This window comes from Spirosoma flavus (genome assembly GCF_054778555.1).
This window is the reverse complement of sequence record NZ_BAAGZL010000002.1, coordinates 28,738-44,560: the sequence shown is the minus strand read 5'-3', so window position 1 is coordinate 44,560 and position 15,823 is coordinate 28,738. Positions and strand designations below refer to the sequence as shown.

Genomic DNA, 15,823 nt, shown 5'->3' with positions numbered 1-15,823 from the left:
GGCGGTCTATTATCTTCGGGTTGATTTTCCCCTAAAACCACAAAAGGCGCAGCTACTCTCTGAAATCAATCAGCAGATAGTTGGTAAATTGCTTGAGGGATAAACAGTTCGAGTACGTATCACCTGACTTTACTTTAAAATTTTGCCAGTTCTTACTACGTCTCATCAGTCAAACAGATACCAGTCGACGCCAAAGGAGAAGCCGCGACGTAACTGGAGATAGCCAGGAGCCACAAAATAACCGTCCTGGAATACCCCCTGATTGGCGTGGGTTAGTTTCACGAACAGGCGTGTCCGGTTAATTCGGAGGTTGGCGTACACATCGGCCAATACGTACCCTTCCACCTTCTGACGGTTCTGAAGATGAAACTGTTGCGTGAGCGGCATATAGGCATCGGCATAGTAAGGTGATTTATAGTGTAGGTCGACACCGGTCTGAATATAAAGCACTTTGGCATACAGAAATTCAAACTGGATGCGCGTATTAACAAACAAAGGCGGCTGACGAATCACATCCGGCCCCGACTGTACTGAATAAAAGCCCTGTCCGGCAATCAGAAACTTACCCAGTTGGAAATGATAGCCTAGCCCAGTTCTGACGATGCTTAAGGGAGCTTTTTCCTGACGTACTACGCCCGCTGTGTCGAAATACACGTAGTTCTTCACTAGGTAATAATCTAATTGAGGCTGTAAACGAACACGTTTGTTACCCAGATTCAACTTTCCATAAGCGTGGTAGTAATTGCGTAATGTTACTGGATCCAGCTTTTTACTAGGATCGGGATTCGCATTGGGCCAGAAGTACACTTTGCTTTGAAATCGTTCCTGCAACAATGTTGGTTCAACTTGCAAAATGGAGCCCCCCGCCGTCAGAAACTTGCTCTCAAGCTGCCCCTGAACGCGATAACTACCCCGCGTACCAATTTCGGCTTCAGCCGTGAAGCGCGACAGACTGTCGGGGAAATAGTAGCCAGCCCATCCGCCCACAAATGTTTCGATCCGGTTCGTTTCGTACTCATTATAAGCGCTTCGAGAAATGTTATAGCGCGACTGCTGGCGGTAATTCCGGATACGGAGAAAAGCTCGATAATTGAACGACGCCCCTTTCAACTGCGCTACGCCTTTTATACCGAACTGATTCTCAAGGAGTCTAAATCGGGCCTTGTGCTCAATCCGTGACGTATCACCAAGAATGTCCGGGTAAAAACGTAACGTATCACCGACGGGCGTAACGGCGTATCGGTTCAGAGCCAGCGTATCGTCCTGGTAAAAATTCTTATGCGTTTGATAGTCAAGTCGATGATAAAGCTGAAAACCCTTCTCCAATACGTACTGGTGATAGACGTGCCAGTCATTCCGGATTTCCCAACCGTGCGGCCCTTGCACTGACGAACTACCACTACGTAAGCGAGGGTCGCCGGTATAATTATAGACAATGGTTGACCCATCCACGGCTTGTCCGGGCAAAACGCCCCCCTGCTCATCGACACTGTGGTTCATATTCATGAAATGAGCCAGCACCGTGTACTTATCGTTTTTCGAGCGGTAATTCGTGTGTAGTAAAAGTCCCCAGTTCTGCGCCAGGAATTTGAAAGGATCATTTGATCCGCTGGTTCCAAACTGTTTCTGAGCTGTAAAGCGCTGCACATTAAAACCGGCATTCCACCGGGGTGTAATGTTCTGCGCCATGTCGAAACGCAGAATATTCTGGTCATTTCCACCCAGCGCCAGATACATATCCGTGAATGGCGATTTCGTATCGAAATACTTTACGTCCATCGTCTGAAACGCATAAGGGGAAAAAACCGAATAGCCCGACTGCGCCCCCAGCTGTTGCGGCACCGGCAAAAAGATCGAACGCATCGGCGTACCAAGCGACCCTAAATCCTGGTATAAATTCTGATTTCGCTGAACGTACGTAAATCGATGAACATCGTCCATCGTCGTATCGAGGGTATATAATTTCCGACGGTTATTGAAAATGTCGTCTTCGAGGACGTAGCGGGTAGTTTTCGGCCCATAAATAACCTTCGTGGAATCGTCGATTCCGTTGTTGCTTGTACCTGTATTACCTGAGAATGAACCCGGTTGAGCTTGCCGACCACCGAAGCCACCCGGAAAGCCGCCCGGAAGCTGCTGTCCCCAGCCCGTCATCGACAGAACAACACTAAAAAACAAAACAAAAAAACACTGCTTCATCAGGTCAAAAGTACGCCAAAACACCGCATGCTCAACATGCTACGTTACGTGGCTTAAGGAATTTTAACGCATATTGTGAAAGCGCAAAAGCCTGCCGGTACTCTTTTATTCATTCGCTTTTTCCAGAAACCCTGTAAACGATAACTCCTGGCCGGGCAAAAACTGCATGGTTACAGGTAAATAATACAGAGGCAACGTAGCACGTTCGTCGGAAGTCAAAAGTGCATCCAGTTTTACCCAATCTTTCTCAGTTGTCAACAGGACAGCTCCCGGCGGCAACGTAGCGAGTAGTTTGTCCAGGTCGGTGCGGGTATAGACGTAGTGGTCGGCGAAACGGTAATGACGTATCAATTGATACGTCTGCCGAACGTATTGCTCCAGCGGTTCGGGGCTGGCCAGCCCCGATACCAAAACCACTGATGGTAAGGACGTAACGCCTTGTTGTGTCGCAAAAGAAACAGGTGATCCATAGTGCAGGCCAGCGAAAAAAATAGGTGTTTCGGGGCGGCAGTACGTCCGGATTCGGAAAGTGATACGTTGCTGTTCCGTCTCCCAAAGGTTGGCTGGACATTTTGTTACCACGATCACATCAGCCCGACGGGCACCACTACGTCGTTCGCGAAGTCGCCCGGCCGGAAACGGGTGATCTTCGTAGAAGGGCCGGCTGAAATCCATTAACAGAATGCTTATTTTCGAATGCACCGCACGGTGTTGAAACGCATCGTCGAGCAGAATCTGTCTGGTTTCGGGAAAGCGGTTTTGGATGGTGAGAATGGCATCGGCCCGTCGTTCGCCCACCACCACTCGAATGTGCTGCCCAAACTTGCGATACAATTGCAGCGGCTCATCGCCAATAGTGGCTGCGGTGTCGGCATCGGTAGCGATTCGAAACCCTTTGGTCTGCCTGCCGTATCCCCGGCTCAGGGTTATTATCCGTTTCGAACCAGAGGGAATATGCTGTAATGACCGTTTAATCAAAAACTCAACCATAGGCGTTTTTCCCGTTCCGCCTACCGTCAGATTACCCACAGAAATTGTTGGCACAGACGGCCTTAGCGAATGGATTAACTGACTGTCGTATAACCAATTACGAATAGTGGTTATCCAGCCATATAGCCAACTGGCTGGCAGCAGCAGCCATTTTCCTTTAAAATACTTCACTAATAATTTCGTAACATTGCCTTTTCTGAGAAGCCAAATGTAGTACTTTTAGGCTCAGAATACCTGCCCTGAATCTACCGACCTAATGAGTTTGCAAGTCGACTACCTGAAACATACGTTGCATTTTCGCTTCGAAGCGGGTACGTCGCGTGGCTCCCTTACGCAGAAGACTTCGTACATCATCCGATTGCGCGATGATGAGCAGCCTCACACTGTGGGATATGGCGAGTGCGGCCCCCTTCCCGGTCTTAGTTACGACGATCGACCTGACTTTGAGGAACGTTTAGCCCAGTTTTGCGCAGAATTCAATTCCTTGGATCTGGAGTTGTTTTCGTGGAATCTACCGATCATTCTGACGCAGTTAATTAGTCCACAATTTCCGAGTGTGCTGTTTGGTTTTGAAACAGCCATGCTTGATTTTCTGGCTGGCGGAAAACGCATCATTCAACCCTCTGATTTTACCGAAGGCAACCACCCTATCCCCATCAATGGATTAATCTGGATGGGAAGCCCGGCTTTTATGAGAAGCCAAATTGAAGATAAATTACAGACGGGTTACACTACGTTAAAACTGAAAATTGGTGCAATCGATTTTGAACAGGAGTGCGATCTGATTCAGATGATTCGGGAGCGATTTTCCGCCCAGCAGATAACGCTACGTGTGGATGCAAACGGCGCTTTCCGGCCAGATGAAGCCATGACTAAACTCGAACGGCTCGCCCAGTTCGACATACATTCCATTGAGCAGCCGATCGCTGCCGGTCAGCCCGACGTTCTTGCTGATCTTTGTCGGCACACGCCCCTGCCCATTGCCCTCGATGAAGAGCTGATTGGTCAGATGGAGTATGTGCATAAATTCCGGTTATTGAAAAAAATTCAGCCTCAGTTTATTATCCTGAAACCCACGCTGCTGGGTGGCCTGCGTCACTGCGACGAATGGATTGAACTCGCAAATCGGCTGAATATTGGTTGGTGGATTACATCGGCACTCGAGTCGAATATAGGTCTGAATGCCATTGCGCAGTATACGGCTCAGCATAAGCACCTGTTGCCGCAAGGGCTAGGTACTGGTCAGTTATACACAAATAACTTCGATAGCCCTCTTTCGGTACGTGAAGGGTATCTCTATTACACGCCGTCACAGGTCTGGAACCTGGACGTACTGACCGAGAAAGTTTCCAATCATTCGTAAGTGATTTGTCTGGATCATGCAAACGTAGCGGTTTACATTTCCCCAGCCCAGTCTACGCCTTTTCGGAGGAGTTCCAGCGTTTGCTCTTCCCGGCTGCCGGTTGCAGGTATGAAATTATAGTGCCAGTTGGCCTGCGGAGGCATGCTCATCAGAATGGATTCAGTACGTCCATTGGTTTCCAGCCCGAATCGGGTACCTCGGTCCCAAACCAGATTAAATTCAACGTATCGCCCTCGACGTAGCAGTTGCCAGTTTTTTTCCTGCTCCCCAAATGGCAATGCATGATTATTCCGCATGAAATGCGTATAAATCGGCGCAAACGCATTTCCTACGTCCTGCACAAACGAAAATAAAGACGCTTTATGAGCATCATCAGCCGGGCGCAGGTAATCGAAAAAGATACCGCCAACGCCACGGGTTTCCTGTCGGTGCGGAATATAAAAATAATCGTCGGCCCAGGCTTTGAACTTGGCATAGTAGGCCGACTGGTGAAAGTCGCAAATGGATTTAAGGTATTGATGAAACCAGCGTGCATCATCGGCCACTACGTAGTGGGGCGTTAAATCGATTCCTCCACCGAACCAGTTGTGACCGCTGCTCATCTCAAAATAGCGGACATTCATGTGAATGATGGGCACCATAGGATTATGCGGGTGCAGTACAATCGATACGCCGGTTGCATAAAACTCAGCAGGTTCGGTCAGATTCAGCACACGTAGTGTTGCTTCGGTGGCTTCACCATGAACGGCCGAAAAACCCACTCCACCTTTTTCAATGATTCTGCCGCCACTCATTATCCGCGAGCGCCCCCCGCCCCCACCCGGACGCTCCCACAAATCTTCCTGAAACGTGCCAACGCCATCAGCTTCGGTTAATGACAGGCAGATGCGGTCCTGAAGGTCTTTGAAAAATGCGGTAATGGTTTCTCGGGTAACAGGTTCTTGAATGGTCATAACACCGCAAAGGTCGTAAGAATGGCCGATTTTTCAGCCATACTAACCAATTTGTGACTATACGGTTACCTGTAATGCAAAACGTACCGGGCGAGATTTATCAATGATAAGCAGTAATCCCTGCCCCGCCAGTTGCCCGAGTAGTTTACTGGCGCGATAGTCTGAAATATTCACCAGTTTAGCGAATCGACTGGCCGAAATATCATCGTTTTTCCGCAGATATTGTATTAATGAACGAACAGCGGGCGATTTAAGCAGCTCCGGCGTGGCCCGATCAGTCGACTGTATCAACTTATTGGTAGGTACTGATTTATCCCTCACCCGGACGTAAAGAGTACGTTTACCGGCTTCATCGCGAACGTAATGCGGTTTCTCATCACTTTCAGGCACCTCCACCCGTAAAACCAACCGACCATCCGCTAACAGGGTTTCATAACTAATGGCCAAACCTGGTTCAATCAGCCGCTCGGTAGCGTCTTCAAGTTTGCTTACTTCCCAAAACTCCGAGGGCACCCCCACGATTTTACCATCATCGGCAACGCCAATCAGCAACGTACCACCGGTTGTGTTAGCAAACGCAGCCAGCGTTCGGGCAATCCGATACGCCGACGACAGTTCCCGCTTAAATTCCAGTCGATTATTTTCTCCTAACGTAATGAGGTCATCCAATTGATTACGTGTCATAGTGGACTAACCCCAGTGCGTAAAACTATGTTTCATCTTGTTAATTTCTCGGCCAGAAATAACTATTAGAATACGAATATTCGTACGAACTCAAATGTCTTTAACGGATAAATCAGTACGTTTTCTTTCGTTTTAAAATTACATAAACATTGCTTTGAAGACGTTTTACCATATTGTCATACAGACGATTTGATATATACCCCAATTGGCAATGATCTTCAAAATACTTCGTACCTCGTCACGGAAGATACGTTTGTTGAAATTTTTCACGAATAAACAATTACTACGATAAAATAATACCCAACATATCTGCGCAATAAAAAAAGCGAGCAACTTTTGCTCGCTTTTTTAGCGCGTACCATTCGTCATAAAGAACTAGTACATTAATTCTGCTACGTTCCTTATTCACCAACCGGATTTTGGCGTTTCCGGCCGCGCGGCTTACCCGTATATTCCGGTTTAGGGCTATCGCTAGTCAATTTGAGTTCATAACCTGTTACCCCATTTTCATAATCAAATGGCTTTACCGTAAAACTATATTTCGATTTAGCGTAATCAATTCCACCTCTCTGCAGAATAAAGGGCAATGAAATGGCGTGGCTTTTAGCCGCTTTCGACAATTCAAAAGTTTCCCCTTCTTCACCACCTGCCGGAATCAGGTAAAGTGATTTAATCTTACGTTTTCCATCCTGCGTACCTACTTTAAAGCGATTATTTTGCGGATCGAAACCTAATTGAGCAGCAGATTTGTCAGGAAATACGAGTTTACCACCTGTCGAAACATAACCCGTAACAGGTGCCTGTTTTACAGATTTCTTTTTCTCTTTTTTCTTTTCTTCACTATTCTCGTCTGGAGAGAAAAACCGAATTTGTTTAGCTTTCATATTGTCTTTATTTAACCTTTAAAACGTCCTTTACGACACAAATATAGTAGAGGTTATAATGAAAAAGTCAAATTTATTTTTGATACCACTTAAACGTATGCATGATAGTACCTGAATTAGGATTTCTAATAGTTATGCAACGTATCTTAAGTATATTTTTTACCAAAACCAGAGACCTAGCAAAACGCAGTTCAGTTTCAATTAAGCACTATTTATCTATTTTTTCATGAACAATAAAACCTCTCAACCGTATAACCTTGGGCAGTAATTAATCTGTCAGAGGCTTATCACAATTTTCTAATGTAATTCTGTAAAATACGAAATAAATTCGCTCGTAAACATGTAAATTTTGTACTGAGAAAGCTGATTAATCCTATGACAATTTTTAACTATTTATCAAAATCGTTATACTTACGTAATACGACGGATTATTATCATCAATTCGGATAAAACGAATTTTGCTACGTATACAGGAGAAAATATACAATGAGAATTATACGAGAGTATGGGCTGATAAAACAATGGAATTGGTAGCGTAGTATTCGGTTGAGCAGTAGGACGTTAGAAAATATTGGTAATTTTTTCCGAACGAGCTCCTCACTTTTCTCCTTTCAACTCCGTAACTTTACATCCCGTAACGACCAAAACAGGTTTCACATATGGCGGCTACGGGACCCAAATCCGCAAAATACATTTTTGTTACAGGCGGAGTAACTTCATCACTTGGCAAGGGCATCATTGCTTCCTCACTTGCCAAATTGCTTCAATCCAGAGGACTTACGGTAACGATTCAAAAATTCGATCCGTATATCAATATTGACCCTGGTACACTCAATCCTTACGAACATGGCGAATGCTACGTTACTGACGATGGCGCCGAAACTGACCTCGATCTCGGGCACTACGAACGTTTCCTGAATCGACCAACGTCACAGGCCAACAACATCACGACCGGACGTATCTACAACAACGTCATCACACGCGAACGGCGGGGTGATTTCCTCGGAAAGACAGTGCAGGTTGTGCCGCACATCACCGACGAAATCAAACGGAATATTCGTCTGTTGGGCGAAACGGGTGAGTACGATATTATCATCACCGAAATCGGTGGTTGTGTGGGCGATATTGAATCGCTGCCGTTTGTGGAAGCGGTACGTCAGTTGAAATTCGAACTGGGCGAACATGATACGTTGGTGATTCACCTGACGCTGGTTCCTTACCTGCAATCGGCAGGCGAGTTAAAAACCAAGCCGACTCAGCACTCAGTACGTATGTTGCTTGAGAATGGGGTGCAGCCCGACATCATTGTTTGCCGAACAGAGCATCCACTTCCGCAAGAAATTCGCCGAAAAATTGCTTTATTCTGTAATGTTCAGGTCAGTTCAGTGATCGAAGCTATTGATGCACAGACGATTTACGACGTACCATTGCTGATGCAAAAAGAGCGGCTCGACCAGCGCGCTCTTTATATGATGGACCTTTACAATGACAAAGATGCGGATCTGGATGCCTGGAAAAGTTTTCTGGCCCGTCTTAAAAATCCCGGCGATGAAATACGTATCGGTCTGGTTGGGAAATATGTAGAGTTGCACGACGCGTATAAGTCTATCGCTGAGTCGTTTATTCATGCAGGCGCTACCAACGAATGTAAAGTTCAACTGGAGTGGATACAGTCTGAAACGCTGGTGGATGCACACCACTGTGCGGAAGTGCTGAGTCAGTTAGATGGTGTGCTGGTGGCGCCCGGTTTTGGCGAACGGGGCATTGAGGGTAAAATAAACGCGGTTCGCTACGTTCGTGAACACGGCATTCCGTTCCTGGGAATCTGTCTGGGTATGCAGATGGCCGTGATTGAATATGCCCGCAACGTAATGGGCATTACGGATGCGCACTCAACGGAAATGGAGCCCCACACTGGAAAGCCAGTTATCAGCATGATGGAAGCGCAGAAGAACATTACTGACAAAGGTGGTACCATGCGACTGGGGGCCTACGCCTGTAAGTTAAAGCGTGATTCGCTGGCACATCAGATTTACGGAAAACTCCAGATCAGCGAACGCCACCGGCATCGGTACGAATTTAATAACGACTATCTGGAAGCCTTCGAAAAAGCGGGACTACGCCCAACGGGTACCAATCCGGAAACGGGTCTAGTTGAAATTGTGGAACTGGCTCAAAGTCAGCACCCCTGGTTCGTCGGCGTTCAATTCCACCCGGAACTTAAAAGTACCGTTATGAATCCTCACCCGCTATTTGTAAACTTTGTTCGGGCTGCTCTTACCTACAGTCAGCAAAAAAAAGCGGCTCCATCCAGCCTGACAACCGCCAGTGTAGAAACAGCCGAAGTGGTTGATTAACCAACGGATTGGCGTAATTTTGCAAAAAAAGTCACTAGTCAACAGTCATTAATCAATAGTTGATTTTAAAAGGAATTACTATTGACCAACGACTGTTGACTAGTGACTGACTACTTAAAACTAAATGGATCGTAATCAACTCATTGGCATTGTCCTGATTCTGGCGATGCTGGTCGGCTACCAGTTGCTGGTACCAAAACCCGCGCCCGAAAAGGAACCGGTACAACAAACACAGACTACCAAACCAACGACGTCTTCTGCGGCTGCAGCCGCCGTCGAAAAGGCCGGACAACCACTTGATTCAGCCGCAGCAAAAGCTCAGTTTGGTGATTTTGCCGCAGTAGCTACTGGTGAAACTCGTGATATTGTTCTTGAAAATAAAGACATTAAAGTAACCTTCAGTACGCAGGGTGGCCGCGTGAAAGAGGTTATCCTGAAACACTATAAGACATTTAATCAGAAGCCTTTAGTACTGATCGATAACGAAAGCAGCAAAACCCTGCTGGAACTACCAACCAATCGAGGCAAAGTCAATCTGCACCAGCTTTATTACCAGACCACCAGCCAGAACAGTCCGGATAATGGTCAGCCCAAACAAATTACATTCCGCGCTGACGTAGCGTCGGGCCAATCTATCGAGCAAACCTACTCCCTACCCGCCGAAGGATACGTATTAGATTATGACCTGAAACTTAATGGGTTAAGCGGTGCAGTTGGCAACGGCGACATTCGTTTCTTCTGGGAAGATAAAATGCGTCAGTACGAAAACGATCTGGCCAATAACCGACGAGCAGCAACCATCAATTACCTTTCTGGCGACGAAAATTTTGACGGTCTGAAAGAAGGGGAAAGCAATGAAGAAGCAACCGTTGAGGAACCGGTGCAGTGGTTTACGATCAAGCACAAATACTTCCTGTCGGGATTTGTCGCCAAAAATGCGCCATTGACTAAAGCGAATTTTAAAACTCTGGTCAATCCGGCAGATAGCAACGTAGTAAAAACGGCGGTTGCGGACGTAACGCTACCAATGGCCGACGTAAAAGCGGGTAAAGGGCAATACAAATTCTATTACGGTCCTAACGATTTCCAACTGCTGGGCGACGTAGCACCCGAGTTTGACCGAAACGTTTATCTGGGTTATTCGATTCTGAAGCCGATCAACAAATATTTCTTTGTACCCGTCTTCAACTTACTGGAGAAGTTTATCAGCAACTATGGCTTGCTCATCATCGCACTAGTTGTGTTTGTAAAGCTTCTGTTGACCCCGTTAACCTACAAATCGTACGTCAGTATGGCCAAGATGCGGGTTTTGGCCCCTGAAATTGAAGCCATTAAAGAACGCGTTGGCGACGACATGACTAAACAGCAGTCGGAACAGATGAAACTGTATCAGGAAGTTGGCGTTAGTCCGCTGAGTGGCTGCGTACCTGTGCTGGCTACCATGCCTATTCTGTTCGCGCTGTTCATGCTTTTCCCCAACCTGATTGAACTTCGCCAGAAGCCATTTCTGTGGGCGGGTGATCTTTCGACCTACGATGCGTTCCTGACCTTCCCAACACTTCCGTTCATTGGTGGTCACTTGAGCTTATTTACCGTGTTGATGACGGCGTCTTCAATCGCTTACGCCTATTACAACAACCAGACCACGCCTACCCAGCCAGGGCCGGTGAATATGAAGGCGTTAAGCTACGTATTCCCGTTAATGTTTATGTTTGTGCTGAACTCATATCCGGCAGGTTTGACGTTCTATTACTTTGTGTCGAACGTAGTGACCATTGCTCAGCAACAACTAATTCGGCGCTTCGTTGATGAAGATAAGATTAAGGCGCTGCTGGATGAAAACCGGCGGAAAAATGCATCCGGTCAAGGGAAAAAACCCGGCGGATTTCAGGCGCTGCTCCAGAAACAACTCGCTGCTGCTGAGGAAGCCCGCAAACAGGCCGACGAAGCACAACGGCGTGCTAAACAGAAGAAATAACTTTTGAGTTTTCAGTTTACTGTTGTCCGTTTACAGTTGGCTGACGTCTCTACTGTAAACGGATACTAGTAAACGAAACACAACCAAGCCATGTGCGCTAGCAAGCGTTTTTGGATACAATTAGTTTTTCTGGCTAGCCTACTGAGCGGGCAGGTAACTGTGGCGCAGCCATCATCCGACAGCCAGAAACGCTATAAAGCCGCTGTGCAGTTGGTACGTACCGGCGACTATGAGAAGGCCAAAACCGAGCTGAACGCCCTTATGCAGCGCGACAGTCCTTTGGCGCCTTACGCTCACTATTACTACGCGTTGGCTGCGTTTCGGCAAAAGAATTTTCCGCAGGCGCAGGCTATGCTAAAGCAGTTACTGAGCCGCTTCCCCGACTGGAACAAGTTAGACGACGCTTACTATCTCCAGGCGGCCGCGTCTATGGAACAAGGGCGCTTTGAAGATGGTGTAGAATCGCTTCAACCGATCAGTAATGTTAAGATCCGGGCGGAAGGCACCAAATTGGAGCAGGCTTTTGTAGGACGTATCACTGACCTGAAGCGGCTGAAAGAACTAAACAAGAACTACCCCGACGACCGTCCGATTGGTCTGGCACTCATCGAATTGCTGCAGCAAACTGCAACCGACAAAGATGACCTTGAACTGTCTGACCGGCTCACCAATCGGTTTGGGGTTCCCAGTACAGCGTCGAATCGGCCTGCTGCCCCTGTACCGGTAAATCCCTCAGCACCTGCTACGCCCACGCCAACTCGATCCAGTCGTGCCAAAGGGTATTATAACGTAGCCCTGTTATTTCCGTTTCGTTTAGATGAATTCGACGCGGAGAAGCGAGGCCGTTCGAATCAGTACGTATATGACCTGTATAACGGCATTAAAATGGCCAAGACCAAGCTACAGGAAGAAGGTATTACCGTCAATTTATTTGCGTATGACATTGAGAATGATGCAAATAAAACGCTTGAATTGGTCAACAGTCCCGCCTTTGCGCAAACCGATCTGATGATCGGTCCACTTTATGTTGAACCGAATCGTATCGCGTCGGCTTATGCCAACCAGAATAACATTCTGCTGCTCAACCCTATCGCTACAAATAGTGATCTGGTAAACAATCAGCCGATGGCTTTTCTGGCTCAACCCTCTCTTAATCAGCAGGCAATGCAGGCGGCACGGCAGGCGGCTTCTTTAACACGTTTGGAGGGGAAAACGCCCAATGATCCCAGCGCACGTCGGGTTGCTATTTACTTCGGTACGTCCCGGAAAGATTCGCTTCTGGCAGTAGCCTATCAGGCTGAGATGCAGGGGCAAAGTTATCAGGTTGTGGATTTTCGGAAGTTATCGGGTACAGCACAGGCTATGGCCGACGCTATGATGCAGGTACCTGGTTCGCCCAGTCGCCCGGTCAATAGTCCGCAGGCGGCTCCTGTTACGTTGGGTCATATTTTCTTTGCCAGCAGCAATTCCGAAGACGGCCAGCGGCTACTCGATGCGCTTAATCGTAAAAAAGTGAGTGGGCCCTTGATGGCTACCTCAACTGCTTTTGATATGTACAGCAATTCAGCCGCTACGTTTACCAAACGTAATTTATACCTTCTTTATCCAGATTTTATTGACGTAACACGCGAACCTGTAGCTACCTTCCAAGGGCAGTACGTTGCCAAACGGAACACCATACCTTCGGTTTTTGCCAGTCAGGGTTACGATATGATGTTATTTTTCGGTCGTCAGTTAGCTAAAAATGGCAGTACGCTACGTAACCGGAGTATGCTACGTTCTGACACTGATGATTATCTTCTCTCTGGATTCGATTACACACAAACAAACGACAACCAGATCGTTCCTATCGTTAAATTCAGCGATGGGCGACTGGAGAAAATTAATGAGTGAAAGAGCGAAAGAATGAAAGGGCGAAAGGCTTCCCCAAGCAATTTTCACTCTTTCGCTCTTTCCCTCTTCCGCACTTTGACACATGACCACAAGCGAACAATTATTTGAAAAAGCGAAAACCCTGATTCCAGGTGGCGTAAATTCACCAGTTCGGGCGTTTCGAGCTGTTGGGGGCTCTCCCCTTTTTATTAAATCGGCCAAGGGGCCTTACCTCTACGACGAAGATGGTCGGCAATACATTGAACTGATCAACTCCTGGGGGCCAATGATCCTGGGGCATGCTTTTGAGCCCGTCGAGAAAGCCGTTCGCGATGCCATTCAACATTCCTTTTCGTTTGGTGCCCCCACCCGCAAGGAAGTTGAGATGGCGGAGGTCATTACGTCAATGGTCCCTTCTGTCGAAAAAGTCAGGATGGTCAATTCCGGAACGGAAGCCACGATGGCGGCAATTCGGGTAGCCAGAGGATTTACCGGCCGTGATAAGCTTATCAAGTTTGAAGGGTGCTACCACGGACACGGCGATTCGTTTCTGATTGCCGCGGGTAGCGGTGCCGTTACGATGGGCGTTCCCGACAGTCCGGGTGTTACTAAAGCAACTGCCGCCGATACCTTAACGGCTCCTTTCAACGATCTCGCAGCCGTTGAGCTTCTTTTTGATAACAACCACAATCAAGTGGCCGCTGTCATTCTGGAGCCTGTAGTGGGCAATATGGGCTGCGTACTTCCCGAACCGGGATTTCTGGAAGGTGTTCGAGACCTCTGCGACAAACACGGTGCCGTCCTGATTTTCGACGAAGTGATGACGGGGTTTCGATTAGCTAAAGGGGGTGCGCAGGAGCGGTTTGGTATCACGCCCGATTTGACGACAATGGGAAAAATCATTGGCGGAGGCATGCCAGTGGGAGCTTATGGCGGGCGGGCCGATATTATGAACCAAGTTTCCCCGGCTGGACCTGTTTATCAGGCCGGTACGTTGTCAGGGAATCCTATTGCAATGTCAGCGGGGTTAGCCATGCTACGTTACCTGAGTGAACATCCAGAAGTTTATACGCAGCTCGAAACAACGGGCAGTAAACTCGTGACTGGCTTCAATGCTACGTTAGAGAAGCTCGGGCTGACTTATACGATCAACCATATTGGTTCGATGTATACGCTGTTCATGACCGATCAACCCGTTACCAATTTCTCCGAAGCAAAATCCTGTGACTTACCTTTGTTTGGCCGTTATTTTCACGCTATGCTTGATCGGGGTGTTTATCTGGCACCTTCGCAGTTTGAGAGTTTATTTCTATCAACGGCGCTAACCGATACGTTGATCGAAGAGGTTATTCAGGCCAATGAAGAAAGCTTAATTGAAGTAATGAATGACGAGTAATAATTGATGAGTTGGCTGATCATAGCCTTTCTTGAGTGTGTCAGCCAATTCATCAATTATTACTCGTCGTTCGTCACTTACTAACCATCCTCGTGTTCTTCTCCGTCATTATCCCCGTTTTCAACCGCCCTGATGAGCTGCGTGAGTTGCTCCAGACGCTGACGTTACAAACGTATCAACAGTTTGAGGTACTGGTGATTGAAGACGGTTCCCGGAACAAGGCCGACGCCGTAGTGGCTTCTTTCAGCGACCGGCTTGACATTCGCTATTTTTTTAAGGAGAATTCGGGCCAGGGATTTACCCGGAATTACGGTTTTGAGCGCGCCAAAGGCGATTATTTTGTTATTTTCGACTCCGACGCGCTTATTCCTCCCCATTATTTTGCGGCTGTCAACGAGCGTCTATTACGCGATAATTTAGACGCTTACGGTGGCCCTGATGCAGCACATCCCGACTTTACGCCCGTTCAGAAAGCAATCAGTTATTCCATGACGTCGCCGTTTACGACGGGCGGGATTCGGGGAAGCAAGAAAAATCTGGGCGGTACGTTCCATCCCCGAAGTTTTAACATGGGGCTGTCACGGAAGGTATGGGAAGCTACGCGCGGCTACAAGCTTAGCCGCATGGGCGAAGATATTGAGTTCGCGATACGTATCATTGAGAATGGTTTTCGAACGGGGCTCATTCCCGATGCCTTTATTTACCACAAACGCCGAACAAATTTTGGTCAGTTTTTTCGGCAGCTACGTTTCTTCGGGCGGGCACGTATCAATATCTCGCGTTACTATCCTTCTGAACTGAAACTGGTTCACACATTTCCGGCGCTATTTACCCTGTTTGTTTTCTCGGTGCCAATTTTGGCGCTAATTCACCCGATTTTATTTAGTCTTGGGGTTGGCTTTCTACTCCTATTTTCGGTGTTGATTTTTCTGGATGCAACACGTAAAGAAAAGAGTCTTTACGTTGGCATGCTGAGCGTAATAGCCGCTTTTGTTCAGTTGCTTGGCTATGGAACCGGTTTTCTGCAGGAAGGCTGGAAACGACTCCGCGAACCTAAAGGATTCCGCGAAACCGGCGCTACAATTGAGTATCCTTCCTGACCAGACCACTACGTTCCTGTGGTAAAATCCGCAGTTACGTTATCCCA

Annotated in this window: 11 protein-coding genes; 6 read left to right on the top strand and 5 right to left on the bottom strand. The window is 47.5% G+C overall.

The window, feature by feature from the left end; all coding sequences use genetic code 11:
- Positions 1-165: 165 nt before the first annotated feature.
- The gene (locus tag ACYVF1_RS09265; protein ID WP_461077926.1) at positions 166-2,199 is read right to left on the bottom strand and encodes a putative porin; all 2,034 of its coding nucleotides are present in this window, start codon (positions 2,197-2,199) and stop codon (positions 166-168) included.
- A 105-nt stretch (positions 2,200-2,304) separates the two neighbouring features.
- A complete protein-coding gene (gene lpxK / locus ACYVF1_RS09260) occupies positions 2,305-3,360 on the bottom strand; it encodes a tetraacyldisaccharide 4'-kinase (protein WP_461077924.1) in 1,056 nt (351 codons plus the stop codon).
- A gap of 85 nt (positions 3,361-3,445) precedes the next feature.
- Between lpxK and menC the strand changes: the two genes are divergently transcribed.
- On the top strand, positions 3,446-4,552 hold the full coding sequence (gene menC / locus ACYVF1_RS09255; protein WP_461077922.1) for an o-succinylbenzoate synthase: 1,107 nt from the start codon (positions 3,446-3,448) through the stop codon (positions 4,550-4,552).
- Between the two features lie 32 nt (positions 4,553-4,584).
- Here menC and hemF read toward each other — a convergent pair whose 3' ends face one another.
- From hemF to ACYVF1_RS09240, 3 genes are all read right to left on the bottom strand, one after another.
- Entirely contained in the window at positions 4,585-5,505 is a 921-nt protein-coding gene (hemF, locus tag ACYVF1_RS09250) for an oxygen-dependent coproporphyrinogen oxidase (RefSeq protein WP_461077920.1), read from the bottom strand.
- Between the two features lie 57 nt (positions 5,506-5,562).
- A complete protein-coding gene (locus ACYVF1_RS09245; RefSeq protein ID WP_461077918.1) occupies positions 5,563-6,189 on the bottom strand; it encodes an AlbA family DNA-binding domain-containing protein in 627 nt (208 codons plus the stop codon).
- 401 nt (positions 6,190-6,590) lie between these two features.
- Entirely contained in the window at positions 6,591-7,073 is a 483-nt protein-coding gene (locus tag ACYVF1_RS09240; protein ID WP_461077916.1) for a hypothetical protein, read from the bottom strand.
- 659 nt (positions 7,074-7,732) lie between these two features.
- Between ACYVF1_RS09240 and ACYVF1_RS09235 the strand changes: the two genes are divergently transcribed.
- From ACYVF1_RS09235 to ACYVF1_RS09215, 5 genes are all read left to right on the top strand, one after another.
- Complete coding sequence (locus ACYVF1_RS09235; protein WP_461077914.1) at positions 7,733-9,430, top strand: CTP synthase; 1,698 nt, start codon at positions 7,733-7,735, stop codon at positions 9,428-9,430.
- A 124-nt stretch (positions 9,431-9,554) separates the two neighbouring features.
- Positions 9,555-11,408 (top strand): membrane protein insertase YidC, encoded by a 1,854-nt coding sequence (gene yidC / locus ACYVF1_RS09230; RefSeq protein WP_461077912.1) that lies wholly within the window; start codon positions 9,555-9,557, stop codon positions 11,406-11,408.
- 159 nt (positions 11,409-11,567) lie between these two features.
- A complete protein-coding gene (gene bamD, locus ACYVF1_RS09225) occupies positions 11,568-13,301 on the top strand; it encodes an outer membrane protein assembly factor BamD (RefSeq protein WP_461077910.1) in 1,734 nt (577 codons plus the stop codon).
- An 82-nt stretch (positions 13,302-13,383) separates the two neighbouring features.
- A complete protein-coding gene (hemL, locus tag ACYVF1_RS09220; protein WP_461077908.1) occupies positions 13,384-14,676 on the top strand; it encodes a glutamate-1-semialdehyde 2,1-aminomutase in 1,293 nt (430 codons plus the stop codon).
- A gap of 92 nt (positions 14,677-14,768) precedes the next feature.
- Positions 14,769-15,776, top strand: coding sequence for a glycosyltransferase family 2 protein (locus ACYVF1_RS09215; RefSeq protein ID WP_461077906.1), 1,008 nt, complete (start codon positions 14,769-14,771; stop codon positions 15,774-15,776).
- The last annotated feature ends 47 nt before the right edge of the window (positions 15,777-15,823 follow it).

Bases quoted from the DNA above. Each gene is read 5' to 3' on its own strand.
- ACYVF1_RS09240 (WP_461077916.1), bottom strand. From the start codon at position 7,073: ATGAAAGCTAAACAAATTCGGTTTTTCTCTCCAGACGAGAATAGTGAA.
- menC (WP_461077922.1), top strand. From the start codon at position 3,446: ATGAGTTTGCAAGTCGACTACCTGAAACATACGTTGCATTTTCGCTTC.
- yidC (WP_461077912.1), top strand. From the start codon at position 9,555: ATGGATCGTAATCAACTCATTGGCATTGTCCTGATTCTGGCGATGCTG.
- ACYVF1_RS09235 (WP_461077914.1), top strand. From the start codon at position 7,733: ATGGCGGCTACGGGACCCAAATCCGCAAAATACATTTTTGTTACAGGC.
- ACYVF1_RS09265 (WP_461077926.1), bottom strand. From the start codon at position 2,199: ATGAAGCAGTGTTTTTTTGTTTTGTTTTTTAGTGTTGTTCTGTCGATG.
- hemL (WP_461077908.1), top strand. From the start codon at position 13,384: ATGACCACAAGCGAACAATTATTTGAAAAAGCGAAAACCCTGATTCCA.
- ACYVF1_RS09245 (WP_461077918.1), bottom strand. From the start codon at position 6,189: ATGACACGTAATCAATTGGATGACCTCATTACGTTAGGAGAAAATAAT.
- hemF (WP_461077920.1), bottom strand. From the start codon at position 5,505: ATGACCATTCAAGAACCTGTTACCCGAGAAACCATTACCGCATTTTTC.